This window comes from Desulfatitalea tepidiphila, from assembly GCF_001293685.1.
GTDB classification, from domain to species: domain Bacteria; phylum Desulfobacterota; class Desulfobacteria; order Desulfobacterales; family Desulfosarcinaceae; genus Desulfatitalea; species Desulfatitalea tepidiphila.
Map to the genome: position 1 here is coordinate 1,943,815 of NZ_BCAG01000003.1, position 23,712 is coordinate 1,967,526.

18 protein-coding genes are annotated in these 23,712 nt (G+C 54.3%); 3 read left to right on the forward strand and 15 right to left on the reverse strand.

Annotated features, from left to right (window positions below; genetic code table 11):
- Window positions 1–5: 5 nt before the first annotated feature.
- The 7 genes from DFT_RS13340 to DFT_RS13370 all read right to left on the reverse strand — a co-directional run bounded on the left by DFT_RS13340 (window position 6) and on the right by DFT_RS13370 (window position 9,413).
- On the reverse strand, window positions 6–359 hold the full coding sequence (locus DFT_RS13340; RefSeq protein ID WP_054031663.1) for a response regulator: 354 nt from the start codon (window positions 357–359) through the stop codon (window positions 6–8).
- Window positions 360–386: 27 nt separating this feature from the next.
- Window positions 387–902 carry a chemotaxis protein CheW gene (locus DFT_RS13345; RefSeq protein ID WP_054031664.1) on the reverse strand — a complete coding sequence of 172 codons (516 nt, stop codon included), beginning with the start codon at window positions 900–902 and terminating at the stop codon, window positions 387–389.
- A complete protein-coding gene (locus DFT_RS13350) occupies window positions 899–2,167 on the reverse strand; it encodes a chemotaxis protein CheB (RefSeq protein ID WP_054031665.1) in 1,269 nt (422 codons plus the stop codon). Before DFT_RS13350 ends, DFT_RS13345 begins: the two co-directional genes overlap by 4 nt.
- 152 nt (window positions 2,168–2,319) lie before the next feature.
- Window positions 2,320–3,408: a cyclic nucleotide-binding domain-containing protein gene (locus DFT_RS13355; RefSeq protein WP_054031666.1), complete on the reverse strand. Its 1,089-nt coding sequence runs from the start codon at window positions 3,406–3,408 to the stop codon at window positions 2,320–2,322.
- 781 nt (window positions 3,409–4,189) lie between these two features.
- The gene (locus DFT_RS13360; RefSeq protein WP_152971981.1) at window positions 4,190–5,644 is read right to left on the reverse strand and encodes a sigma-54-dependent transcriptional regulator; all 1,455 of its coding nucleotides are present in this window, start codon (window positions 5,642–5,644) and stop codon (window positions 4,190–4,192) included.
- Window positions 5,586–7,202, reverse strand: a complete 1,617-nt coding sequence (locus DFT_RS13365) for an ATP-binding protein (protein ID WP_083453497.1) — start codon at window positions 7,200–7,202, stop codon at window positions 5,586–5,588. The genes DFT_RS13360 and DFT_RS13365 overlap by 59 nt, the downstream gene beginning before the upstream one ends.
- A 117-nt stretch (window positions 7,203–7,319) precedes the next feature.
- Complete coding sequence (locus tag DFT_RS13370; protein WP_054031669.1) at window positions 7,320–9,413, reverse strand: 6-phosphofructokinase; 2,094 nt, start codon at window positions 9,411–9,413, stop codon at window positions 7,320–7,322.
- 397 nt (window positions 9,414–9,810) lie between these two features.
- Here DFT_RS13370 and smc point away from each other — a divergent pair, with 397 nt between their 5' ends.
- The 3 genes from smc to DFT_RS13385 all read left to right on the forward strand — a co-directional run bounded on the left by smc (window position 9,811) and on the right by DFT_RS13385 (window position 15,064).
- Complete coding sequence (gene smc, locus DFT_RS13375; protein WP_054031670.1) at window positions 9,811–13,413, forward strand: chromosome segregation protein SMC; 3,603 nt, start codon at window positions 9,811–9,813, stop codon at window positions 13,411–13,413.
- A gap of 43 nt (window positions 13,414–13,456) precedes the next feature.
- Complete coding sequence (gene ftsY, locus DFT_RS13380) at window positions 13,457–14,581, forward strand: signal recognition particle-docking protein FtsY (protein ID WP_076750557.1); 1,125 nt, start codon at window positions 13,457–13,459, stop codon at window positions 14,579–14,581.
- Between the two features lie 210 nt (window positions 14,582–14,791).
- Entirely contained in the window at window positions 14,792–15,064 is a 273-nt protein-coding gene (locus tag DFT_RS13385; RefSeq protein WP_054031671.1) for an HU family DNA-binding protein, read from the forward strand.
- 77 nt (window positions 15,065–15,141) lie between these two features.
- Here the strand turns inward: DFT_RS13385 and DFT_RS13390 are convergent, their stop codons facing one another.
- The 8 genes from DFT_RS13390 to DFT_RS13425 form a co-directional block, all read right to left on the reverse strand.
- Window positions 15,142–15,423 carry an acylphosphatase gene (locus DFT_RS13390; protein WP_054031672.1) on the reverse strand — a complete coding sequence of 94 codons (282 nt, stop codon included), beginning with the start codon at window positions 15,421–15,423 and terminating at the stop codon, window positions 15,142–15,144.
- Between the two features lie 79 nt (window positions 15,424–15,502).
- On the reverse strand, window positions 15,503–17,344 hold the full coding sequence (locus DFT_RS13395; protein ID WP_054031673.1) for a BRCT domain-containing protein: 1,842 nt from the start codon (window positions 17,342–17,344) through the stop codon (window positions 15,503–15,505).
- Between the two features lie 4 nt (window positions 17,345–17,348).
- Window positions 17,349–17,603, reverse strand: a complete 255-nt coding sequence (locus DFT_RS13400; RefSeq protein ID WP_054031674.1) for a hypothetical protein — start codon at window positions 17,601–17,603, stop codon at window positions 17,349–17,351.
- A gap of 132 nt (window positions 17,604–17,735) precedes the next feature.
- Entirely contained in the window at window positions 17,736–19,802 is a 2,067-nt protein-coding gene (gene glyS / locus DFT_RS13405; RefSeq protein ID WP_054031675.1) for a glycine--tRNA ligase subunit beta, read from the reverse strand.
- Window positions 19,803–19,880: 78 nt separating this feature from the next.
- Window positions 19,881–20,750: a glycine--tRNA ligase subunit alpha gene (glyQ, locus tag DFT_RS13410; protein ID WP_054031676.1), complete on the reverse strand. Its 870-nt coding sequence runs from the start codon at window positions 20,748–20,750 to the stop codon at window positions 19,881–19,883.
- Window positions 20,751–20,821: 71 nt separating this feature from the next.
- Window positions 20,822–21,868, reverse strand: a complete 1,047-nt coding sequence (locus tag DFT_RS13415; RefSeq protein WP_054031677.1) for a GHMP family kinase ATP-binding protein — start codon at window positions 21,866–21,868, stop codon at window positions 20,822–20,824.
- 15 nt (window positions 21,869–21,883) lie between these two features.
- Window positions 21,884–22,666: a DNA repair protein RecO gene (recO, locus tag DFT_RS13420; protein ID WP_054031678.1), complete on the reverse strand. Its 783-nt coding sequence runs from the start codon at window positions 22,664–22,666 to the stop codon at window positions 21,884–21,886.
- A gap of 87 nt (window positions 22,667–22,753) precedes the next feature.
- Window positions 22,754–23,695, reverse strand: coding sequence for a helix-turn-helix domain-containing protein (locus tag DFT_RS13425; RefSeq protein ID WP_054031679.1), 942 nt, complete (start codon window positions 23,693–23,695; stop codon window positions 22,754–22,756).
- Window positions 23,696–23,712 lie beyond the last annotated feature (17 nt).

Sequence of the window (23,712 nt, forward strand, 5' to 3'; positions counted from 1 at the left end):
ACACTTTAAAGGCTATTGATCAATTCCACGATGGCCTTGGCGTTGTGTTTGTTAACATAACCAACGGCGCCTAGACGCTTTGCGTCCTCGCTATACTTATCCTCGTCGAGATTGGACAAAAAAATAATTCTCGCCTCGGGATCCACAGCCAATATCTCCTTGGCCGCCTCAAACCCGTCCATTTCCCTCATGGTGATGTCCATGGTGACGATGTCGGGCCTTAAGGATTTGTACATTTCTACAGCATCCCTGCCATTTTTAGCTTCCCCGGCGACCATGTGCTGCTGGTCTTGAAGCGTCTGTTTGATCATTTTGCGCATGATCGAGGAATCATCGACAATCAATATCTTCTTGCCCATGGATGTACACCCTGCAAATTGACCGGATTATTTCACTTGCTGACGTTTTAATGCAGCAATCTTTTTAAATTCATCCACCACAAGGATACGGTTAAAATCCAGGATGGCCATCAGCTTTTGATCGAGTTTGCACACGCCGCTGATATACTGGCTTTTTAATGCACTGATGACCATTTCCGGCGGGGGTTGAACGGCACCTTGAGGAATTTTCAGCACGCGGGTCACCTGATCGACGATCACCCCCGTGACCCGTCCACCGATGTTGAGAATAATCGTCCAGGTCCCCGATCGATCGTCTTTATCGGATGGCATCAAGTTCAATCGTTTGCGCAAGTCAATGATGGGGATGATGTTACCCCGTAGATTGATGACGCCTTCGATGAAATCTGGTGAATCGGGTATCCCGGTAATCGGTATTTCCTTCAGGATCTCCTGGACCATCAAGATGTCGACGCCGAAAAGCTCACCGGCCAGAACAAAGCCGACCATCTGGACTACATCTTCTGCTTCAGATTGCTTATCTATGGCGAGGCTCTCATTCATACGCACATCTCCTTGATTGACTTGTTTTGAGCCATTAGAAAAGCGTTGATAGCTCCGGCCATCTGTTTATCGCTGATCAGATTCGAAACATGATAGGTATCGATCGCCCTGACAGGCGTCTCTTTAAAAAGGCAGCTTCTCGGATCCTGCACGAATACCGTCCCTCCATTTCCCATGATGGCCCCGAGCCCGTCGATCCCGTCCACACCCGTTCCCGTCAGGATGACGCCGGCGGCATCTTCCTGCATGACTGTCGCTGCGGACCTCATCATGTGATCGATGGCACCACCTTCGGAGGCACCGGCCGATGGAGCCAGTTGCAACCGGATCTGACCGTCCGCTTTGGTGACCTGGAAACGCTCGCAATCGGCCGACAAATAGCAATTGCCGCCCTTCATGACCAGGCCGTCAGAAGCGCGGCCCACGGCCAACTGGCTGCATTGGTCCAGATATCGGACGAATCCATCTACATGATGAGGCGCTTGATGCATGATCGCGACATAGGCGGCCGGTATGTCAGCTTTAAGCCTCGGGATCACATTCAACAGCGCCCCGTATCCCCCCTCGGCCACGCCGAGAACCACAACGCACTGACATGGTAGTTGGACGTCGGATTCTTTTGCGTTGTCCTTTGCAGGCCGCCTCAAATAGCGGATGGATTCGACCTGTACGCCTGACACCAATCCAATTTTACGAAGGATTTCCTCCCGCTGGATGTTCAGATCGGCGCCTTTCACCTGGGAAGGCTTGGGCAAAAAGTCGATAGCCCCATATTTGAGGGAATCGAATGTTTCCGTCGCCCCTTCCTTGGTCAAGGCGCTGATCATCACCGTGGGAATGGGATGGCTGATCATGATGTGTTTGAGTGTGGTCAAGCCATCCATTACCGGCATATTAATGTCCAGCGTAATCACATCCGGACGCTCGGCTGCGATCATATCCAGGGCCATTTTTCCGTTCTCGGCCTCGCCGATGACTTTATTTTTACCGCTCGACTCGATAATGCCGCGCAACACTTTGCGAATCATCCTGGAATCATCGACGACGAGCACCTTGACTATTCTATCAGGTGCGGGGGCACCACCAGATCGCGCATCGCCGTCGTCATGCAGGGCGGCTTGAGCGTTTTTCATGTATTGTCGGTTATTCAGAGTCACACATAGCATTTCATGACAGACGGAACAGGAGAACTTGTAGTCGCCCACCTTGATCAGGTTCTCATCGATATCATGCCGCGTGCCGCATTCTTCGCAGAACAGTATCATTTAACTCGCCCTTATCATTACAAATATGACATACTTGTCGGCCACAAAAAACCGGTTTCAGCAACGCGCCGATGTGCTCTTTTTAGGTATCGGTAATTTGGTCGGAATTCTTTAATGTGCAGGTGATAATTGATGGGATTGACACAGGACAACTACACTTCGACGCGCTCATCCACCCTTCGCAAGCCTTCCATCAGCAATTCCATAAACATGCCGAGCTCCGGCATGGCCAACTCCTGCTCCGGCAATCCGGGTTCAAAATGAAAACGTCCTGTCTTCTCGGACAGAATGGCAAAAAAAGCCGATTTCCCCCTTTTGCGACCATATTTGGCCTGAACGACCGCGCCGCCGCGGAACATCACACTCGCCGGACCTTTCGATAGATTTAACCGTAAAGTGCCTGTTTTCAGGTTATAATTCAGCGTTTGAAACAACTCCACCGGCGGCATTTGGGCCAGCGTTCCGGTCATTCCGGATGAAAATTCTTTTGATATCAGAATGTTCGATTTTGCCAAGCGACGTGAAAGCAATTTCGCGAAATACATCTGCAGAGGGGGGAAACGATTGAGCACCTTGAGGAAATCCTGCCCCCTGATAAATAGCACCGTGGTGGGCTCGACGACCTTGATGGTGGCACCGACCGGATCGCCGCTGATCAGGCTCATTTCGCCAAAGACCTCACCATTGCGCAATTTTGTAATGCTGATACCATCCTCGTCGACGACGTTCACCAGACCGGAGAGGATTATGTATAAGTTCCTGCCGGGCTCCCCTTTTGAGATGATGCATTCATTACGAGTGTATTTTCTAAGGCGAAGGAGAGAAACGAAGTCCCGCAAGCTGACCTCATCGAGGGTCCTGAATATCGAAAAGTTGCTCAATAAGCTGGCAATGGTGGTCACATCGGTGCTGTGCTGCTTGATATCTTCAACAAGTGCGATGGAAGCACCCTTCTTGTGCTCCAGTCGTATCTCACTGTGGCACTCCCCGCATGAGATGATGCGATCTGGAATACGATCCACCCTTTCGTGTTCGACCAGGATCTTTGTCAGTTCCGCGATAAGTATCCTGCACTCTCTCCGGTTTGAGGGCAAATCGATGATCGCGGTCGAGATAAACTTGCTTCCCTTGTTGTGTTCCAGGAGCAATGCATTGCCAGAAATTTTAAACTCGTCCCTCTTCTTGTAATAGGGGCACCCAAAAACATCTACAACTTTGAATATGGCTTCACTGAAACTCATCTGGCCTTCCAAGAGCTGTTTGGATTTGAAATCAAAGCATGCATAACAACTTCCATCGGCTGTTGCAATGCAACACTAAAGCCTTTAACTGAATGATATTCATTAAACCCGACGTGGATGGGGCAGGTGACCGATGCCAAACGATTTTTTTATCAAACAACTTCTGACGGCGCCGTCCGGCAACCAATTTTTACGAGTCCATCAGCTTCTGGGGGGTATGACAACAATCGAAAAACACGGAGGGTCAAAAAAGAAAAGCCTGTGGGTGGGATTCCAGCATTTTTAAAGCGCACCCTTACTTCACACCCATCCATACTTACAAAGCAACTGAAAGCCACACCCACAGGCCAAAACGGGTAATTTCTCGATTCAATTCGATGCTGATGCAAATTTGAGTCAAACGAACCTATTTGTGCAAGGTATGGATTAGCGCACAATCAGTAAAAAAGCATGATTTATGCCAGCATTAAAATCCGATTCCGGCTTAGCCAATTACATGATTATTTTACAATTCTGCAGTCCCGCAAAAGCTCCGGAATTGCCTCTTCCCATCATCCGGGGTAATCAGAATTCCAGTATTTTCTATAGGTTCGGCATGCCGAACGTCGCCAGCAGGACCTTTCCAGGAATGCTTACGGCGTCATCAAATGTTCGAGCCGGAATCGATCAACAGGAAATGTAAAAAGCGTTGGAGGCAACACCTTCCATGTCATTTTGACATGGTGGAAATGGCCGAACTTCCTTTGTTTGTAGGATCGGATGCATGTCAGCAGGTGCGCCATTATGGCGTGCCCCTATGACTTTTTGCCGCACCTCCATCTTGAATATCGGTGGATTTGAGCTTTCGCTGCAATGTCCGCAGTCCAATACCCAGAAGCTTGGCGGCATGCGTGCGGTTGTCCCCGGTGAGTTTCAATGCCTGACGGATATGATTCATCTGCACTTCCGCCAATGTGGGAAACCCCTCTTTCGCAGAAACTTGATTTCCGCTGAAGGAGATCAAGCTGCTGGCCGAGGCCAAGGAAAGTTCACGTTCTGTCTCGATCAGGACCGCGGAAGAGATAATATTTTCGAGTTCGCGAACGTTTCCGGGGAAGGTGTAACTCTGCAACACGTCCAGCAGTTTCGGTGACACCCGGACGATATCTTTTCCATTCTTTTTTGCATGGAACTTCAGAAAATGGTTTGCCAGCGCACGGATATCTTTTGGCCGTCTCCTCAAAGGGGGTATATGGATGTGATATTCGTTTAGACGATAGTAGACATCTCTTCGGAAATGGCCGGATGCCATCGCCTCCTCGATGTTTCTGTTCGAAGCAGATAAAATTCGTAAATCCACGTTGGTCAGATCGGTGCTGCCCAGACGATAAAACTCCTTTTCTTCAATCACCCGGAGCAGTTTCCCCTGCATAACTGTATCCAACTCACTGATTTCATCCAGAAAAAGGGTCCCCCCCTGGGCAGCTTCGAAAAACCCGCGCTTATCGGACACGGCCCCTGTATAGGCACCGCGAACATGCCCGAAGACATCGTCTTCGAATAGGGTCCGGCTGAAAGCAGACATATTCACCGCAACGAACGGCCCGTTTCGGCGTGCGCTCAGACGGTGGACGATCCTGGCCAACTTGCCTTTCCCGACACCGGTCTCTCCTGTGATCATGACGTTATAATCACTCATGGCGCAGGTTTCCGCCTGGCGGAATACCAGCGCCATCGCTTCATCCTCCGCGACCATGTCGTCAAAGACTTCCGGGTGACGAAGATCCTCGAAACTTTGAGGACGCTCGAAAAGTGCGATTCCCCGTTTGAGTTGAAAACGTTCGAGTGCGTGGTCGATGGCGATGGTGGTACGTTCCAGATTCAAAGGCTTGACGAGGTAGTCGTAGGCGCCGTAACGCATGGCCGATACCGCCATTTCCACATCGTCTATGGCGGTGATGATAATGCATTCCGTATCCGGGGCTCTGAGTTTGATCTGTTTGAGAACCTCCATGCCACCCAAATGCGGCATCATCAAATCCAATAGAACCAGTTGAAAATTTTTGGCGACGACAAGTTCGACGGCCCTGCGACTGTCCGATAGCAATGCGGGATCCGGCAGGCCGCCGCTCAGCAGGGCCGTGCGAATCGAGAACAGCAGGCCTTCATCATCGTCAACAATCAATATTGGGGAATGCTCAGGCAGATATTCCATCGAGCTCGTTTCTGGCGATCTGAATAAACCGAGGCATGTCAAGGGGCTTGGTGACCACCTGACGAAACCCCATCCGGACGGCCTCACCAATGTTGGGATGCTCCGGAAACCCGGTGACGATGATCACCTTTATCCGCTCGAGGCCCAGTTCGTTTTTAATGGCACGACAAACCCCCAGGCCATCGATCTCGGGCATGAACATATCCAGCACCAACAAGTCGGGCGGATCGCTGCCCAGACGAATCAACGCCTCGGTGCCATTGGCGAATCCCTCCACCAAACCGGCCGTTTGCCTGGTGAGGACCTGAACCAGCAACGCGCGAAAGCTTGCATCATCGTCCACCACCATGATTCTCGAAGTCTTGTGCCGTCTGGAAACCGGAAATGAGACGACGAACTCGCTGCCCTCGTCGGGTATCGAACGAAACGCGATGTCGCCATTGTGGGCCTTGACCAGGTTATAGGTCACCGATAGGCCTAATCCCGTGCCACCCTCGGCCTGTCTGTCGGTGACGAAAGGATCGAAGATCCTGTCGGCGACGAGGGGGCTGATCCCTCGCCCGTTATCCGAGACAAGGATTTGAATGGCCTGTTCCTTTTCTTGCCACTTGGTCTCCACCCGCACCCACCCTTTATCGTGGCGAATCGATTCGTGTGCGTTGATGATCAAATTCAGCACAATCTGCTCGAGATGCTGCAGATTGGCGCGCAACAACGGCAAGTCGGGACACAGCGTGATCTGAAGCTCCGCTTTGGATTTGGAAAATGTGGAGGACGCCAGGCGGGCCGCATTTTCAACGGCGACATTGACCTGGATGTCGGATTTTTCGGCCGGGTTGTTTTTCCGCGAAAAGGCCTTGAGTCCTTTCACGATTCGGGCGACGCGATTGGCCGCCATTTCCATATCGGTAATCAGACGAAGGGCATTCTGCTTGATGAAATCCAGTGTGAGCCCCCCGAATTTCGTATGCGTCGATTCGGAGGGCGTGTGGCCTTCGATGATGGGAAGCAAATCTGTCCACATCTTTTTAAAGAGTGGCAGATTGAGCAGCATCAGATTGATCGGATTGTTTATCTCGTGGGCGACGCCGGCCACCAGCGTGCCCAGGGATTCCATCTTTTGGGCTTGGAAGAGTCTATTCTCGATTTTTCGCTGGGCCGACATGTCACGACAAATGCCGCCCACCGCCCAGATGGATTCTTCTTTGAAAAGCGGATAGAGCATCACCAGATCGTACCTGGCGCCCTGGCCCGTCGACACTTCGTGCCAGAAAGAGACCGCCTGGCCGGTTTCATAGACCGCGGCAAGTTTCTCACGGTACAAGGACGATGCATCGAAGGGATAGACCTCCTGCAACCGGCGGCCGGTCAATTCGCCACCCTTGCTCAAGCCGAACGACGACACGTTGTCATTGCTGAACAGGTAGGTCCCCTTGCGGTCCAGCATAAATAGATGATCACCCGAGAACTGTGCCAATGCCTTGAACTGCAGGGCCTCGTTTTGCAGTTCGGCGTTGGCTTGTTTCAAGGCGGCCAAAGCGTCTCTTAAACTTTGGTTTTCCTGCAGTAGATGGGCCGCTGGGGCCGATTCTGTTTGCATTTGTTTCTTCGGGGACCTTGCCTGTCCCGCCGGGCTCGGGCGAAAAAAACGACTCAATTCGCCTGATTCTGGATAAGCATGCGTTCGGATCTTGATCTGAATCCGCTCAATTCGTTATCACTTCGTAATAGCATTGATCAGCAGTGTGATCGGCCGGTCCTCTTCATATTCGCCTTCCAGCGAGATAGGCCCCGGACGCCGGTACTGGTCATCACCCGGCAACGCCGCGAGCCATTTCTCCCGAAGGGCCTCCACGACTCTAAAGGCCTGTGAATTGACATCCACCAGGCTCTTTTCCAATACCAGGGTCAAGCGCCCCTTTCTCTCCTCCAGGCGCATCAACGGTGCAATGGGAATCCCCACAGGCTCCCATTTTTCAAACCCGTGTTCGAGATTGCGTATGGCCGCCATCTGCCCGGTGGCCCCGCCGGCAATCAGACTGAAAACCGTCAGGCCGAGGTTATAGGCGTAGGTGCAATCGAACATCGTGGGATCCGTGCCACGTCCATCGTAACCGTAAAAATGGGACTGTGTCTTGAACTTGGGAACCGACAGCCCATAAATCTTCTCAACCGCCGGCGGTATGGCGCCATCTGCCGTGATGGCACCGGCCTGCACCAGCGCGCTCCTCAATGTCCGGAGGGATATGATGTTGCTTTTGACGAGAAGGTACCTGTCCGTGCCGTAGTTTTTAAAAAGCATCGGCCCGTAAAAATCGGGCTCCAGGCCCGCCTTTTTCATTGATTTGACATAGTATCCGCTCTCGATCCCGATTTTGTATTTTCCCTGATCGCGCAAAATCTTCAGATAATCCTTCACCAGTTCGAGCAGGACTTTTTCAGTGGGCACCTGGGAAAATTGAAAATTCCCATGACTGTCCCGCTCGGTGAGCAGGCCATCCTGGAAAAAGGCGGGCAGATCGTTGAAAAGCTCGTCGTCCCTGGCGTTCCAGATATTGGGGGCCAAACCCGGAGGTGCGTCGCGAACCAGGTTTCTGAGATAATCCAGCTTTTGTTCGAGCAGGGGGAAGCTGGTGTGGAAATCCCCATCGTGGGTTGAATTGTACTCGGCGATAATCGTGTTGAGCTTGATGATAAACAGCTCGATTTCATTGATAAATTCCAATATTCCTTCAGGGATGACGGCGATGCCGTAATTTTTTCCCACCGCCGCGCGTCTTACGATTGCGTCACATATCACGCGGGACAGGTGCCGTAACGTCATGCCGTAGGCCGTATAGTCTGTAGTCCCTTCGGCCCTGGCTTTCTCGAGCCTTTGCGTGTCGACATAATCCGCCAGATCTTCACCGATAAGGGTGATATTGGCGTGGGTCTGCAAAGCGACCTCCAGCGCCAGATGGCTGGCCACACGGCCCATCACCCGGCACACATGCCAATATTTGATGTCCGAGCTGCTGTCATTGCTCAAGTTGCTGATTGCTTCGGCAAAAGCGCGCGCAGCCGAGTGAAATCCGAATGAGACGGCGCAAAGAGCATGATTGTCCGCATCGCGCACCTGAATATCCCCATCGATGGTTTTGGGAACCCCGATGACCTGAACGTGTTCCTTGAAAAGCTCCTGGGCGAGAAACGCGGCGTTGGTGTTCGAGTCATCCCCCCCGACCACCACTAGTGCATCCAAGCCCAGCGCCAGAATGTTCTCTTTTGCCATGGCCATCTTCTTGGTGGTATCGATTTTGGTGCGGCCGGTTTTGATCATCGTGAAACCGCCCAGGTTGCGATACGCATCGACAAGAGCGTCGTTCAATTCGACATATTCATTCTCGATAATGCCGTCGGGGCCGACCAGAAAACCGAACACCCGGGACTCTCGATTGGCTCGTTTGGCTGCGTCATAAAGGCCGGCAATGACATTATGACCTCCAGGGGCGGGACCTCCCGAAAAAACGATACCGATTTTTCGAGGCCTCTCAAAGGAATCGTCGACAGAGGCTGCGCCAGCCTCCGCCATTGTGACGACTTGCACCTTATTATTTATGATGTCCGGCAGTTGCCGTCCTGCTTCCGGATCGATATCGAATCGATACGCATCGGTTTTCGAAACCTGCGTCGCCTCCCCCTCGAAGGCTTTGCAGACGGCGGGGCGAAAAGCCCTGCGCGCCTTCACCGAGGCGCTGTCCGGCGATGTGACGCGCTGGATCTCTGGACGGTCGAAAAGCGGATGAATATCGTCATAGGATGTATTGGACACGATAACCTCCCTGGCTCATGCAATAAGCGGTGAAAGGTTGGATGGAGATGGCCCGATATGGCCGGCACACCGAATATCTGTATTTAATACCGGCCGTTGCGTCGGTAAGTCAAGCTATTTGCTTATGACTCAGTAATTCTAACTGAACGCTATTCATTAAACCCGGCGTGGATGGAACAGGTGGCCGATGCCACACGCCAAGCGGTCAAGTGCCAGTAAAATGCAACTTCAATTGAATGGCGGCGACAACCACCAGATATAGTATGCCATATTCTCATTCAGCACCCTCCGTTGGGCTTTTCGCTTTACAAGAAAGGGCTGAATTGATATGAGACACCCATTACATCAGCCTGCCAGGCGGACCGAATAAATTCGCCCCTTATCGGAGATCCACTCCATGAAGATCAAAAAACTGGATATTGTCGGTTTCAAATCGTTTCAGGACAAGGCCAGTATTGCTTTTCCCCCCGGCATTACCGCCATCGTGGGGCCGAACGGGTGCGGCAAAAGCAACGTCATCGATGCCTTTCGCTGGGTCATGGGCGAACAAAGCGTCAAACAGCTGCGCGGCAAAAGCATGGAGGATATCATATTTTCAGGTGCCAACGGCAAACCGCCATTGAACATGGCGGAAGTGACGATGACCCTGACCAACGACAACGGCAACGCCCCTGAGGAATTCCGCGATTATGCCGAAATCAGCGTGACCCGACGGCTTTTCCGCTCCGGAGAAAGCGCCTACCTGATCAACAAACAGCCGTGCCGATTGAAAGACATCTATAACCTCTTTATGGGCAGCGGCGTGGGGACACGAACCTTTGCCATCATCCAGCAAGGCAATATCGGCGCGATCATAGACGCCGGTCCGGACGAAAGGCGTCTTTTTATCGAAGAGGCAGCCGGGGTGACGCGGTATAAATTCCGCAAAAACGAGGCGTTGAGAAAGGTTAAGGCCACAGAACAAAACCTGCTGCGGCTCAACGATATTATCTCAGAGGTCAATCGCCAAATGGCCGGGTTGCGTCGTCAGGCCAAAAAGGCGGAACGCTACAAACAGTATCAGGACCGGATTAAAGCCGTCGATACCCGATTGCTGCTTCACTATTTCGACGATTTCAACCAAAAGATTAACGAGGCCGAATCCTTTATCAAAGCACTGAAGGATGAAGACCTGGCACATGTTACGCAGTTGAAAAAAATCGATGCCGCCGTCGAGGACATCAAGCTCAAACGATGGCAGAAAAACCAGGAAATCTCCACCCAGAAAGCCAATCGGTTCGAAAGTCAGCGCAATATCGATCGCCTCGAGGCAGAAAGAGAGCATCTCAAAAACGAAGCCAATCGACTGATCGGTGAAATTGAGGCCATGGAGCAGGCCAGACAGGATCTGATGGCCAGATCGACCACCATTGGGACCGAAATCGGGCAGGTCGAAACGCAAAACCAGCGTTTGCAGGCCACTATCAGCGACATCAAGTCCAAGATAGACTCCGAGCGCACTGGTGCGCAACATCTTCAAGCGGAATTGAGCCGTCTGAACCAGATCGCGGAAGAGCACAAAAACAGCCTCATGAATCTGGTTGCCGAAGAAGCCCGCTATAAAAACATCTATCAAACCGTCACCAGCAACAAGGAAAACCTGAAGCGGCGCCTCAAGCGAATCGACGAGGAGGTGGCGCTGGCCGCTAAAAAAGTCGGCGCGACAGAAAGAGAGCAGGACGAAGCCCGAGCCCAGTTGGACGAAACCAAGGCGGTGATCGCCGACTATGAGGCCCAAATTACCAATTTGAAAGAGCAGCTCTCTGCCCATGCGGCGCAATTGGGCAACCAGGTGAAAAAGACCCAATCCCTTGAGCTGGAAAAAAATAAAACCCGAACGCAGTTGGCCGCCCTCAAGAAAATGGCCGCCAATTTCGAGTGGTACCGGGACGGCGTTAAAGCAGTCATGCAGGCACGACGATCCGAAAATGCTGAAAGCGGTCATGCAGCGGCTGCAGGTCAACAGCTCGAAGGCATCGTCGGCCTGATGGCCGACATTCTGGATCCGGCGCCTGGATACGAAACGGCGGTGGAAGCCGTATTGGGAGAAGCGCTGCAATATATTCTGGTGGAAAACCAGGAAGCGGGAACGGCGGCGATCGAGTACCTGCAACATAGCGCTGCCGGCCGCAGCGGCTTTATCCCCGTGTCGCGGATCAAGTCCGTGTCGTCCGATGGCGGGACAACGATCCCGACCGAACAGAGACTGCTCCATCACGTCACCGTCTCCAAAGAACACCGTCCCATCGCCGAAGCATTGCTGGGCCATGTGGCTGTCGCGCCCTCTCTGGCCGAGGCCCTGGCGCTGTTCAACCGCAACGGACGCGTGCAGAGTATCGTCACCCTGGACGGCAATGTCGTCTCACATCAAGGCATTCTCGTCGGCGGAAGCCAGGAGCAGTTGGCCGGTATTTTGTCCAAAAAGCAGGAGTTGAAGGAGTTGACCCGTCACGCCGAGCAGCTCGACCGGGAGCTTGCCGTCTGTCAGGACGATCTGCGTGAAATGGAAGCCAAGGTCAGGTCTCTTGAGTCCGATCTCCAACAGGCCATCGCAAATAAAAGCATTGCCGCCGAAGATGCCATGGCAGCGGAAAAACAGCTCTACCGCATCGGAGAAGATCTGAAAAATGCAAGGCGGCACCAGGAAATCGTTCTGCTGGAACAGGAGCAGCTGCTTGGCGAAGAAAGCGATCTGGACGAGGAGATCGGAAAATACAACCAAGCCCTTGCCAAAATCGAGGGGCAAGTCAAAGAAATAAACGACCGGACCGCTGAAAACACCCGCCAGATCAGCACGGTGGCCAGTCGCCTCGAATCCTTCAACCAAAAGGTCGTGGACTTCAAGCTGGAGCTCACCGCCTTGCAGGCAAAATACGAAAACGGCGCCCACACATTGCAGCGCCTGAGAGAGTTCGAACAGGACAGCAAGACCCGACTCGAGCAGCTGAACGTCGATATCTCTCAAAAGAGGGAGAAATACCAGGGGGCGCTCTCCAGGGAAGCATCTCATGAATCGACACTGAAAAGGCTGTATGGTGAGTTGAGGCAACTCGAAGAGGTGATGGCGACCAACGAGACCGAATACCACAGCATCGATGCAGCCCTCCAGGAAAGCGATGAAAAGCAGGCGGTGATTCAATCGGAACGTGAAAAAATATTAGGGAAGATGCGGCTTCTGGAGCTCGATTTGTCCGAAAAAAGGGTCATGCGGGACAACATTGGTGCCAAAGCGAACGAACGATATCATATGAGCATCGGGGAACTTCGCGTTCAAGTGGCACAACTGGCGGAAGTGCACATGACGCTCTCCGAAATGGAGCAGGAGGTGGAGCGGTTGCGCAGCCAGGTGGCCGGCATCGGCGATGTCAATCTGGGGGCGATCAAAGAGTATGAAGAGCTGACGCAGCGTTTCGATTTTCTCAGCACCCAGCGCGACGATCTGGTCAAGGCCATCGAGGACCTGCATAGGGTGATCCGCAAAATCAACCGCATCACCCAGGAACGTTTCATGGAGACCTATGAGCAGGTCAATGCCAAACTCAAAGAGGTTTTCCCGAGGCTTTTCGAGGGTGGTTCGGCCAGCCTGGAGCTGACAGATCCGGACAAGCCCCTGGAAACCGGTGTGGAGTACATGGTTCACCCGCCGGGGAAAAAACTGACACGGATGAGCCTGCTCTCCGGCGGTGAAAAGGCGCTATCCGCCATTGCCTTCATTTTTGCCATCTTTTTGATCCGCCCGACTTCTTTTTGTCTGCTGGATGAAATCGATGCACCTCTGGACGAAGCCAATGTCGTTCGCTTCAACAACCTGATGCGGGTGATCGGGCAGAAGTCACAAATCATCATGATCACCCACAATAAAAAGAGCATGGAATTCGCGGAGATGCTGTTCGGGGTCACCATGGAACAGAAAGGCATATCCAAGGTCGTATCCGTCAACTTGCAAGGCAAAGCGGCCTGAGGCTTCGCCCAAGGCTTCACCCAAATCTTCTATAGGTCAACCCATGGCATTCTGGTTTAAAAAGAAGAACAAACCCGACGCACCCGCCAAGGCGGAGTCGACTTCCGCCGACAAAGACGGCACTGCCCATGATTCCGGAATTGGACCCCCTGATGACACCGATGAAAGCGAGCCGCTCGATCCAAGCGCCCGGGCGATGGACGATGGTCGAAAGAAGCTGGAGAAATCGGCCCCGTCGTCAGAACGAACGACAGAAGAAAAATCAGGCTTTTTTTTACGCCTGAAAAGGGGCCTGACCAAAACCAGAGAAATTCTGACGACCGACATACAGGATATTTTCGCTGGGAAAAGGCAGATCGACGAGGAGATGCTCGAGGAGATCGAAGAACTCCTGATTACATCGGACATCGGCGTCCAGACCACCATGGCGCTGATGAACGACATTTCGCGCAAAGCCCACAAAATCGCAACGCCCGGCCAATTGAAAGAGACGATCAAGCAATCGATCCTTTCCCTGATGGAAAGCGCCGTGCCCCAGGCTTCCCGCGAACACCACGCCAAACCCCATGTCATCATGGTGGTGGGTGTCAATGGCGTGGGCAAAACCACCACCATCGGCAAATTGGCGTCGCGCGAGATACGCAAGGGTCAAAAGGTTCTCATCGCTGCCGCAGATACCTTCCGGGCGGCTGCGGTCGAACAGCTGGCGATATGGGCGGAACGCGCAGGGGCGGACTTCGTCAGGCATAAAGACAACGCCGATCCTGCCGCTGTCGCCTACGACGGCATAGAAGCCGCCCTGGCCCGCGGCATCGATACCGTCTTTGTCGATACGGCCGGAAGGCTTCATACCAAGATCAATCTGATGGAAGAACTGAAGAAAATCCAACGTACCATTTCAAAGAAAATACCCGATGCGCCCCATGAGATCCTTCTGGTCCTGGACGCCACAACCGGCCAGAACGCACTTTCCCAGGCCAAGCTGTTCCATGAATCCATGGGGATTACCGGATTGGCGCTGACCAAACTGGACGGTACCGCAAAGGGCGGTATCGTCATCAGCATTTGTCAGCAGCTCAAACTTCCCCTGCTTTATGTAGGGGTTGGAGAAGGCATCGACGACCTGCAGCCTTTCGATGCGAAACAGTTCGTCGATGCGCTTTTTTGACGATCGCTGGGTCCGTTCCATCCTTTCCCCGGACGGGTTGGACCGCCGCTACCTTTGCCCGAGGCAGGTGATATGGCCCTCCCCGAGGGTATCATCAAAAAATCCTATGCAGCGTAAGGCTTTTTGTGTTGACACGGTATACGCGCTACTATAAGAGGATCGAAAAATGGCAAGTTTGGCGTAAAAACTCAAAAAAGGGGGAACCGCGTCATGACCAAAGCAGAAATCGTTGAACAGATGGCCAAGGATGCAACTATTTCAAAAACCGCAGCTGCGGCAGCACTTGATTCCTTCATCGACGCCGTAGCCAAAGCACTGAAGAAGAAAGACGGCAAAGTGACACTCGTTGGATTCGGCACTTTTGCCAAGGTACGACGGAAAGCGAGAAAAGGTCGTAATCCGCAAACCGGCGAAGAGATCAAGATCAAGGCCGGCAACGTGGTGAAGTTTCGGGCAGGTAAAAAACTCAAGGAAGCAATCTGATTTTTTTCTTTTGGGTCTTGAAATCTATTCAGCGAGTAAGGGCGGCGTGGCGTTCGGGTGCCCAGCCGCCTTTTCATTCATCGACGTATCGTAAAATCATTCATGTCTCCAACGTACGCCTGTTTCTCCACCTGCACGTCAGCCACCCGGGAGTGTGGAGAGCCTTGGTGACACCATTGGATCATGGCATCCACGGCCGCGGCCTGACCTTCAAAAAGGGCTTCAACCGTACCGTCCGGCAGATTGCGAACCCATCCGGCCACACCGTTCTTCTCAGCGGCGCGCCGCGTCTCATCTCTGAAAAAAACGCCTTGCACCCGCCCCGAAACGATCACGTGCGCTCTTGCGTTTGCTTCCATTCTTAATCCCCCCTCCTTCCGGTCCAAGAAATGCGATGCCCGGACAACCCGGCATGTCTACGTCCAGTCAAGCGATGTTTCATTCGTGCACATCTTGGCCGATGAGCCGAAAATAGTCCTTCTCGGATAGGCGATCGACACCCAGTGCGATGGCTTTATCCAATTTGGTTTGTCCCACTTTGTCTCCACAAACCAGAAGGTCGGTGCTCTTGTTGACCGCGGTCTGAACCTGTGCGCCGAGACGTTGCGCATCGGCTTCCATCTTTTCGCGGTTGCCGAATTGCATTTTCCCGGTAAAGACAATTCTTTTGCCGGCAATCGGGCTTTTCACGGCGCTCTCCTCTGACGCCAGCGGCGTGCGCTGCAGATTGAATCCCAGGGAAAGCAGATGCAGCAGGGTATCGCGCACCTCATCGACGCCTTGGGCGATGGCCTTGCCGGTGATCTGCCCGAACCCATTGATTTGGGAAATCCGGTCGGCGGTGACGCCGATCAGCGAATCGAGGCCGATGTAACGAAGCAGCTTGCGGCTGTCCCCAGTCCCCAGATCCGATATTCCCAAGGCGGCTAGAAAACGCCAATCTTCCACCGGCTTGGTCCTGCTCGTTTCAAGTGCTGCCGCGAGATTCCGGGACTGCACCGGGCCGAATCCCAGGCCAACGAAATCGGACTCGGCCATGGCATAAATCTTTTCGAGTGAATCGTACCCGGCAGCCACCAGTTTTTCGATGGTCTTAATACCGAACCAGTCGGCGGTACCCAATGTTTTAAACCAATGGCTGATGCGTTGAATGGTCTGGGCCGGGCAATGCATATGGGTGCAGCGCAGAAAATCACCCTTCCAGGTCAGCCCCAATCCGCAGGCCGGACAAACCTCCGGCAAGTGAACTTCATCGACCGGTTTCAGAACACGTTCTAGCTTGGGAATCACCTCCCCGCTGCGGATGATTTCGATTTGTGCCCCCGGGCCGATGTTGTGCTTGGCCACCATGCCGGCGTGGTGCGCGGTCACCCGTCTGATGGTCGCCCCGGAGAGAGGAACAGGCTCGACTTCCAGAACAGGAGTTATATTGCCGGTGCGGCCGACTTGCCACTGGATGCCGATGACCGTGGTGACTGCGGTTTCGCCCCTGGTTTTTACGGCGATCTGCCATCGATAGTGATGGCTGGTGGCTCCCATGCGGGCCTTGAGGGTTGGATCGCACACCTCGACGACCATGCCATCCATGGGATAATCCACATCCGCGGCCACCTCCTGGGAGATCTGATCCCACCTCTCCAGCAACTGTTTCCCATCTCCCCGCCAGGCGCGCATTTGGCTGTAGGGGACGAATCTCACCCGCCCATCGGAGAGGGCCTGCTGCGCATCCGCATTCAATGTATCCGATGAGACGATGCCCACCACCATGTTGCGCGGGTGCTCGAACTTGGTCGCCATATTTTCGTCGAAGTAGGATTTGACGACCACGACTTCACCCAGTCCCTGGCCTCGACCACCAACGGGAATAACGCCCTTATCAAAGGCACTGGTGATGTCATAGCCCACCATCCCGTTGCCACGACTGGCCAGGATCACACCATCATCGCGGCCGGCCAGGCCATCGAGTTTCGGCGTCACCTGGAAGATGACCTCTTCGAGGCCGATGCTTTTGGCTTCTTTTAAAACCCGTTGGACAAAGCGCTCGAGCTGGCTGCGGTCATAGGCTTTCTCGGTAGAGAGCATGGGATCGGGATGGCGAACTTCTCGACGACCGGGAAGCCTTTCCGGCTCGACGTGCTGCAAAAAGGGGTGGTGCGGGTCGATCTCACGAAGCTGCTCCACCAACCGATCATAGGTGGCGTCATCGACAATCGGGCGACCACTGCGGTAGGCATCGTTGTACTCTTGCAGTTGAGCGACGAGCTCTTCGATTTGCGGCATCGGATTAACCCGGACCGACCCGTTTGGTCATCTCCTCTTTGATCTCATCGATAATATCATACAGGAACATCAGGTCTTCGATGGTTAACCGTCCCGCCTTGGCCGGCGCACGTTCGCTGCCGTCCTTCTTGCGCAGGATGCGCGGCCCGATCTGAACCTTGGCCTCGCCGCCATCGTAACGCTGTATGGAAATCAACAGCCCCGTCTCATCACAACGCCACTGTTTGATCACTTCATCCTTATTTGCATCATAAGGCATAAGTAAACCTCCCGTGAATCGTTCGTGCCCCTCCACAAATGCCCAATTGGCCTATTTGTGGACGGACATTCGTTTGGAACCATTGCACCCGTAAGACTCGCATGCTGCGCCAAGCGCTGCCGGCAATGGAGATTATGTCGCAATTTTGGAAAAATCCGCAATCTGGTTAAATAGACCTGCGATGGCTTTCAGCAGCGCCAGGCGATTGTGGCGGGTCTCTTTCTCTTCTGCCATCACCATGACATCCTCAAAAAAGTGATCCACCGGAGCCCTCAAGGTGGCAATGCGTTTCAACACGGAGTGAACGTCTCCGGAAACGAGGCTGGACTGGACTTCCTCCCTGACCTTGAGGAAAGCGCGGTACAACTCCTCTTCAGCAGCCTCCCTCAAAAGCGCCGCGTCCGGAACCTCTGGGATGGTTTCCTCTGTTTTGCGCAAAATATTGACCGCCCGCTTAAAGGCCACGGCCAATGGTTCAAAGCCCGGCTCTCCTTTGAGGCTTTGCAGCGCCGCGACACGCTGCCGAACATTGGGGATATGATCGACCGAGACGCTGATCACTGATGCCACCACGTCTTTGGCAAAGCCCTCTTCGGTCAGCATATGGCTGATGCGTTGTTGTATGAAGCCGTAGACCGCTGATCGCGTGTCGTCCAGATCGGCCGGCGAATAGGGCTTCAAGGCTTCTTCAATGGCCGCTTGCAACGAAAAGCCAAGCTGGAAGGTTGACATGATTTGAACGATGCCGATGCCTTGTCTCCGCAGTGCATATGGATCGGAGGCGCCCGTGGGAATGAGCCCCACCGAAAAGCAGCCACAGATGGTATCGAGCTTGTCGGCAATGGCCACCAGCGCACCGGTCATGTTGTCCGGCAACGGCCCGCCCGAATATGTCGGCCGGTAGTGTGCTTCAATGGCGGCCGCCACAACCTCGGGCTCTCCGGCCGCTGCGGCATAAACGCGCCCCATCCTGCCCTGCAACTCGGGAAATTCGCCCACGACCTGAGAAACGAGATCGACCTTGCACAGATGGGCGGCCCGTGAAACCGACGCCAGGGTCTCGGGTGCGGCCACGCCGGCCAGGTATTCGGCCATCTTCTGCACGCGATCGGACTTGGCGCGCATGGTCCCCAGTTTGGCCTGGAAAAGCACGCCCTCGAGGTGCGTGTACCATGTCTCCAGGCTTTGCTTCAAATCGGCTCTGAAAAAAAACTGGGCGTCGGACAGGCGTGCGCGCAGCACCCGCTCGTGTCCCTTGGCCACCAGGGCCATGTCTTTTGTGCGCGTATTGTTAACGGCCACGAAGCATGGCAGCAGATGCCCGTCGGCATCCTTGACGGCGAAGTATTTCTGATGTTCGCGCATGGAGGTGATCAAAATCTCACGCGGCAATTCCAAAAAAACGTCGTCGAAACGGCCGGCCGAGGCGATGGGAATCTCGACCAGATGGGTCACCGTATCGATCAGGGCTTCGTCTTCCACGATCGTGCCACCCAACTTCTTAGCCGCGGCGTCGACCTCATCGCGCACCATCTGTCTGCGTCTCTCAATGTCGACGATGACGTTCTCTTTGCGAAGTTCATCCACATAGGAACCGGCGTCGCCGATCCGCACCCGCCTGCGGTTCATGAACATGTGCCCCCAGGTCATGCGGCCGCTTTTGAGGTGGCCACCCAAAGTAAAGGAGATGACCGAAGATCCCAACAACGCCACAAGTGTCTGGATCGGTCGGGCAAAGGAGATCGTCAAATCCGACCATCGCATGGTTTTGGGAAAAGGGATGCCCAGTATGATATCGGGCAGCTTTTGTTTCAAAAAGCTCTTTGTGGTCGTGCCCTTGTCGGTCATGGCGGCGCACAGGTAACGCCCCTTGTCCGTTTCGACCACCTCGAGGCGTTCGGCCGGCAGACCGACTTTTTCGGCAAACTTCAGGGCCGGTACCGTATAGCGGCCTTGTTCATCTATTCCAATTCTTTCAGGCGGTCCCATCACCTGTTCGGTGTGGGGCTTTTGGCGCAGGGCCACATCATCGACCAGGGCTACCAGTCGGCGCGGCGTGCCATACGACCGCACGGTGCCGTGATCGATGCGGGCATCTGTCAATACCCTGGACAGATTCGCGGACAAGGCGTCCAGTGCGGGTTGAATGTAGCCGGCCGGAATCTCTTCGGTGCCAATTTCAAGTAGTAAGCGTTCCATATCGTCCTCAATCCATGGTAAAACGGCCCATCGACACGCACCGAACATCTCCACGGCACGCCGACAGAGGATGCGATGTTAGCGTTCGAGCAGCGGGAACCCCAGTTCCTCGCGCTGTTTGAGATAGGCTTCCGCCGATGCCCGGGCCAGATTTCTGATGCGCCCGATATACCCGGTGCGCTCGGTGACGCTGATGGCGCCGCGCGCGTCCAGCAGGTTGAAGGCATGGGAGCATTTCAAACAATATTCATATGCCGGCAGGACCATTCCAGCCTCGGCGACGCGCTGCGATTCGGCCTCGTAAAGGTTGAACAGGGACAGCAGCATGTTGACATCGGCCAATTCAAAATTATAGGTCGACTGCTCGACCTCCTGCTGGTGATGTACATGACCGTAAGTCGTTCCTTCATTCCACTTCAGGTCGTAGACATTGTCCACGCCCTGCAGGTACATGGTGATGCGTTCCAGGCCATAGGTCAATTCAACTGAGACGGGTGAAAGCTCGATGCTGCCGGCCTGTTGAAAGTAGGTGAACTGAGTGATCTCCATACCATCCAGCCAAACTTCCCAACCCAGACCCGAAGCGCCCAGGGTGGGTGATTCCCAATCGTCTTCCACGAAGCGGATGTCGTGCTCCAGGGGGTCGATGCCCAGCACTTTCATGCTGTCCAGGTAAATCTTCTGGACATCCTGAGGGGAGGGTTTCAAAATGACTTGATACTGATAGTAATGCTGAAGCCTGTTGGGATTTTCACCATAACGTCCGTCGGTGGGGCGCCTGGAGGGTTGGACATAGGCCACATTCCATGGTTCGGGTCCCAAGGCGCGCAAAAGGGTGGTGGGATGAAACGTGCCGGCACCGACTTCCATATCGTAGGGTTGCACCAGCAGACACCCCTTGCGGGCCCAAAATTTGTGCAAAGCCAAAATCACATCCTGAAAATACATCGCATTGCCTCACGCGGGTAAAGTGGTTTCATATGCCAATGGTCGGCCTGTTTACCATCAATCCTCGGGAATCACAAGATGCCGTTGGGGTCGAGGGACACATCCAAGAGGGCGGCTTCGGGCCGGGTTGCGAGTATGGCCTGCCAGTCCGAACGCAACGATGCGATGTCGGACGGCGCCCCCATTGCCCATATGCAGCCACCCCCGCCTGCGCCGGTAAACCGGGCGCCGCACTGCTGCCGCCGGGCGGCGGCCACGAGTCGGCTACCCATTGCGTCCAACACCTCTGGCGTCATCTCGACCCTTAAATCGGTTTCCGCGTTCATCGCCGTTACGGCGCCCTGATCGTCGCCACCGGCCAAAGACGCGATGAACGCCTGACTGTGATGGATAATTCGTTCCCACTCGTCCCGGTGGCGCCCGGCTAAAAATTCCCGCACCCAGGTGCCGTTGATGTCCTTGGATACATGGGGCACACCGCAATAGGCCACCAGAAGACGTTGCTCAAAATCCGAATAGCCGTCTGCCAGGATAATTGCTTTTCGCACATAACCGGGGTCATCGACATGACCGGTCCAATACCAGCCATTGACACCTCCGTACACGGCCGCCAGATGATCCTGGAGTCCGCACGGCACACCGGCGATGCTTTGCTCGATGGCATGCGCCAAGGCGGCCACGGCATCCGGGCTCGGCATGGCCCGCCCCTGGTGCGCCAGCACTTTACCGATCGCCCAAACGAGCGCGGCGGCCGCCACCGAGGACCCACCGAGTGCGCTGCGCGGCGGTGAGGTGGAATCGATGTGGATATGCACACCGTCGATGTTGAAATAAGATGCCACGGCCAGCATCAGACCCACCGGCGAAGTAAAAGGGGCCGACCTGCTCTCCACGTCGACAGGCTCGAAACCGCGTGAACTGACCTTGATTCTTCCATCGCGGTGAGGAAGCAACCGGACGCGGGTCCGCATGTTCAAGGCGGCATTGAAGGTGCAAGGCGCCAAGTGGTGCAGCGGCAGATAAAAGGTGCTCAGATCCAGTGTCCCGCCCATGTCGATACGGCAAGGCGCCGAAGCCTCGATCGGTGTCCTTTCAAGAAATTCACGGATGGAAGGCATATCTGTCCTACCCTTTCATGAGTCGTCATTGGAAGTCATGCGAATTTGACGCAAGAAGGCAAGGCTTTTGGGCACGCGACCGATATGATAGGGAACGAAAGCCTCCAAAAAGGCGGTCGCCTCGGCCATGGAATGGGGTGCAAACCTTACCCGCAGTGCCTTACCCAGGTCCTCTCTGGCCATCCAGATCAATTGCTTGAGCGTCCCTTTGCCGATAGCGACATGATGGTTGTCCGGACCCGGGCACTGATTGCAGACGATGCCTCCCTGGCGCAAATCAATGCAGAATTCATTCTGAGCCAGTTGCTCGATCTCTTTTTGGCAGCAGGTGCATCGCTCCAGCACCGGTCGAAGGCCTTCGTATCCGATAAAACGCATCTGGAACAGCAGGCTCAAGATAGCGGGTGGGACTTTTCCGCAGGATAGTGCTTCGAGCACAAATGCCAACAGGTCATAAATGTCCTGGCGCGGCTCATCGGCTTCCAGCCACAAGACGACCAGTTCCGACCAATAGCTGGCGTATGCGGTTTTCAACACATCGGATCGGACAACCCCGAAATTTCTCTCCAGGGTGGCTTCTTCGAGGATCGGCAGACCTTTGCCGCGCGATTGACGATACACGATGCCGAGTCCGTCGAAGTGCTCGAGAATGCCGCCAAAACGTTTGGTGCTCTTTTTGGCGGCCTTGGCAATCATCGTACTGACCCCATGATCTTTGGTAAGAACCGTAAGGATCAGGTCAAAATCGCCATAGGCCCGCCGGCGCAGTACGATCGCAGATGTGGACAAATGGCTCATTTCAGCGGCACCGGACTTGACGTCTCAACCGGATGCGACGCGTCGTCATTTCGCCGAAGGATCGGAGCGTTTCCCATAGTCTCCGGATTAAGGAAGCCTCATGGTGACCACCTGCCCGCTCTTGCCTGGAACGGGCACCGGACGGCCGTTTAGTTGCAGGTCAACGCCTCCGGCATTGCCGATGATCAGATCGAATTGCTCCCTGGCCGTAAACACGACGCGATCATTCGGTTCGATGGTCACCTCTCTGACTTCATTTTTGTCGATTTGAACCTTGAACCATGTCAACTCTGAGGCCTCAACCTCCAGAACCAACGCTTCGGCTGCATCGGAGACTTCTGCTTCCGGCGCCTGTGAAGATGCGGCTTCCGGAGCGACGGCATTGACGGCGCTTTCTGGAGACGGCTGCGGTGTTGACGACATTTCTTTAACTTCATCCTGAGGATCCAAAGGAACGGTCTCCTTTTGAACCGATTCATCTTGAGTCGATTCACCAGGAGCTGGACCTGACGCCGCGCCTTGCTGCGGCGGCTCTTCGGATGGCGCTTCTATAGATGGATCGGATTTGGGCGCATCTGCCGGACCAGCGGTCGCTCCCTTTTGGGTGGACGTCTCTCCAACTCTCGGTGGTGTCGACGCCGTTCGGTTAAAATAGGCTGTTAAGGAAAAAATCACGCCCAACAAAAGCACAAGCCCCAATCCCAAAAACACAAATCGGCGCCAGGGATATGCCGCAGTGGCGGGCGGCACGATCTCCGCTTCCGAGTGTTTGGATTGCATGGCGAGCATGTCTTCATATCGTTTGATGGCTTCCTGTACGTCCACCCCGACAACCTGTCCATACCCGCGGATGAAGCCTTTTACGAAAGCCGGGGCCGGCAAAGCCTCGAAGTTATCGTTTTCCAAATGCCGCAACATCGCTACATTGATTTTCGTTCTTTGGGACACCTCTTCTATGGAAATCCCTTTTGAACGGCGGTGTGTTCTCAGATATCGACCGAATTCCGGATTTTTTTCATCAGGTTCCATAGGTTTTTCCCAACCGC

Bases quoted from the DNA above. Each gene is read 5' to 3' on its own strand.
- DFT_RS13390 (WP_054031672.1), bottom strand. From the start codon at position 15,423: ATGGAAGCAAACGCAAGAGCGCACGTGATCGTTTCGGGGCGGGTGCAA.
- DFT_RS13350 (WP_054031665.1), bottom strand. From the start codon at position 2,167: ATGATACTGTTCTGCGAAGAATGCGGCACGCGGCATGATATCGATGAG.
- DFT_RS13415 (WP_054031677.1), bottom strand. From the start codon at position 21,868: ATGCCTTCCATCCGTGAATTTCTTGAAAGGACACCGATCGAGGCTTCG.
- ftsY (WP_076750557.1), top strand. From the start codon at position 13,457: ATGGCATTCTGGTTTAAAAAGAAGAACAAACCCGACGCACCCGCCAAG.
- DFT_RS13385 (WP_054031671.1), top strand. From the start codon at position 14,792: ATGACCAAAGCAGAAATCGTTGAACAGATGGCCAAGGATGCAACTATT.
- DFT_RS13395 (WP_054031673.1), bottom strand. From the start codon at position 17,344: ATGCCGCAAATCGAAGAGCTCGTCGCTCAACTGCAAGAGTACAACGAT.
- smc (WP_054031670.1), top strand. From the start codon at position 9,811: ATGAAGATCAAAAAACTGGATATTGTCGGTTTCAAATCGTTTCAGGAC.
- glyS (WP_054031675.1), bottom strand. From the start codon at position 19,802: ATGGAACGCTTACTACTTGAAATTGGCACCGAAGAGATTCCGGCCGGC.
- DFT_RS13345 (WP_054031664.1), bottom strand. From the start codon at position 902: ATGAATGAGAGCCTCGCCATAGATAAGCAATCTGAAGCAGAAGATGTA.
- DFT_RS13425 (WP_054031679.1), bottom strand. From the start codon at position 23,695: ATGGAACCTGATGAAAAAAATCCGGAATTCGGTCGATATCTGAGAACA.
- DFT_RS13355 (WP_054031666.1), bottom strand. From the start codon at position 3,408: ATGAGTTTCAGTGAAGCCATATTCAAAGTTGTAGATGTTTTTGGGTGC.
- glyQ (WP_054031676.1), bottom strand. From the start codon at position 20,750: ATGTATTTTCAGGATGTGATTTTGGCTTTGCACAAATTTTGGGCCCGC.
- DFT_RS13365 (WP_083453497.1), bottom strand. From the start codon at position 7,202: ATGCAAACAGAATCGGCCCCAGCGGCCCATCTACTGCAGGAAAACCAA.
- recO (WP_054031678.1), bottom strand. From the start codon at position 22,666: ATGAGCCATTTGTCCACATCTGCGATCGTACTGCGCCGGCGGGCCTAT.
- DFT_RS13340 (WP_054031663.1), bottom strand. From the start codon at position 359: ATGGGCAAGAAGATATTGATTGTCGATGATTCCTCGATCATGCGCAAA.
- DFT_RS13400 (WP_054031674.1), bottom strand. From the start codon at position 17,603: ATGCCTTATGATGCAAATAAGGATGAAGTGATCAAACAGTGGCGTTGT.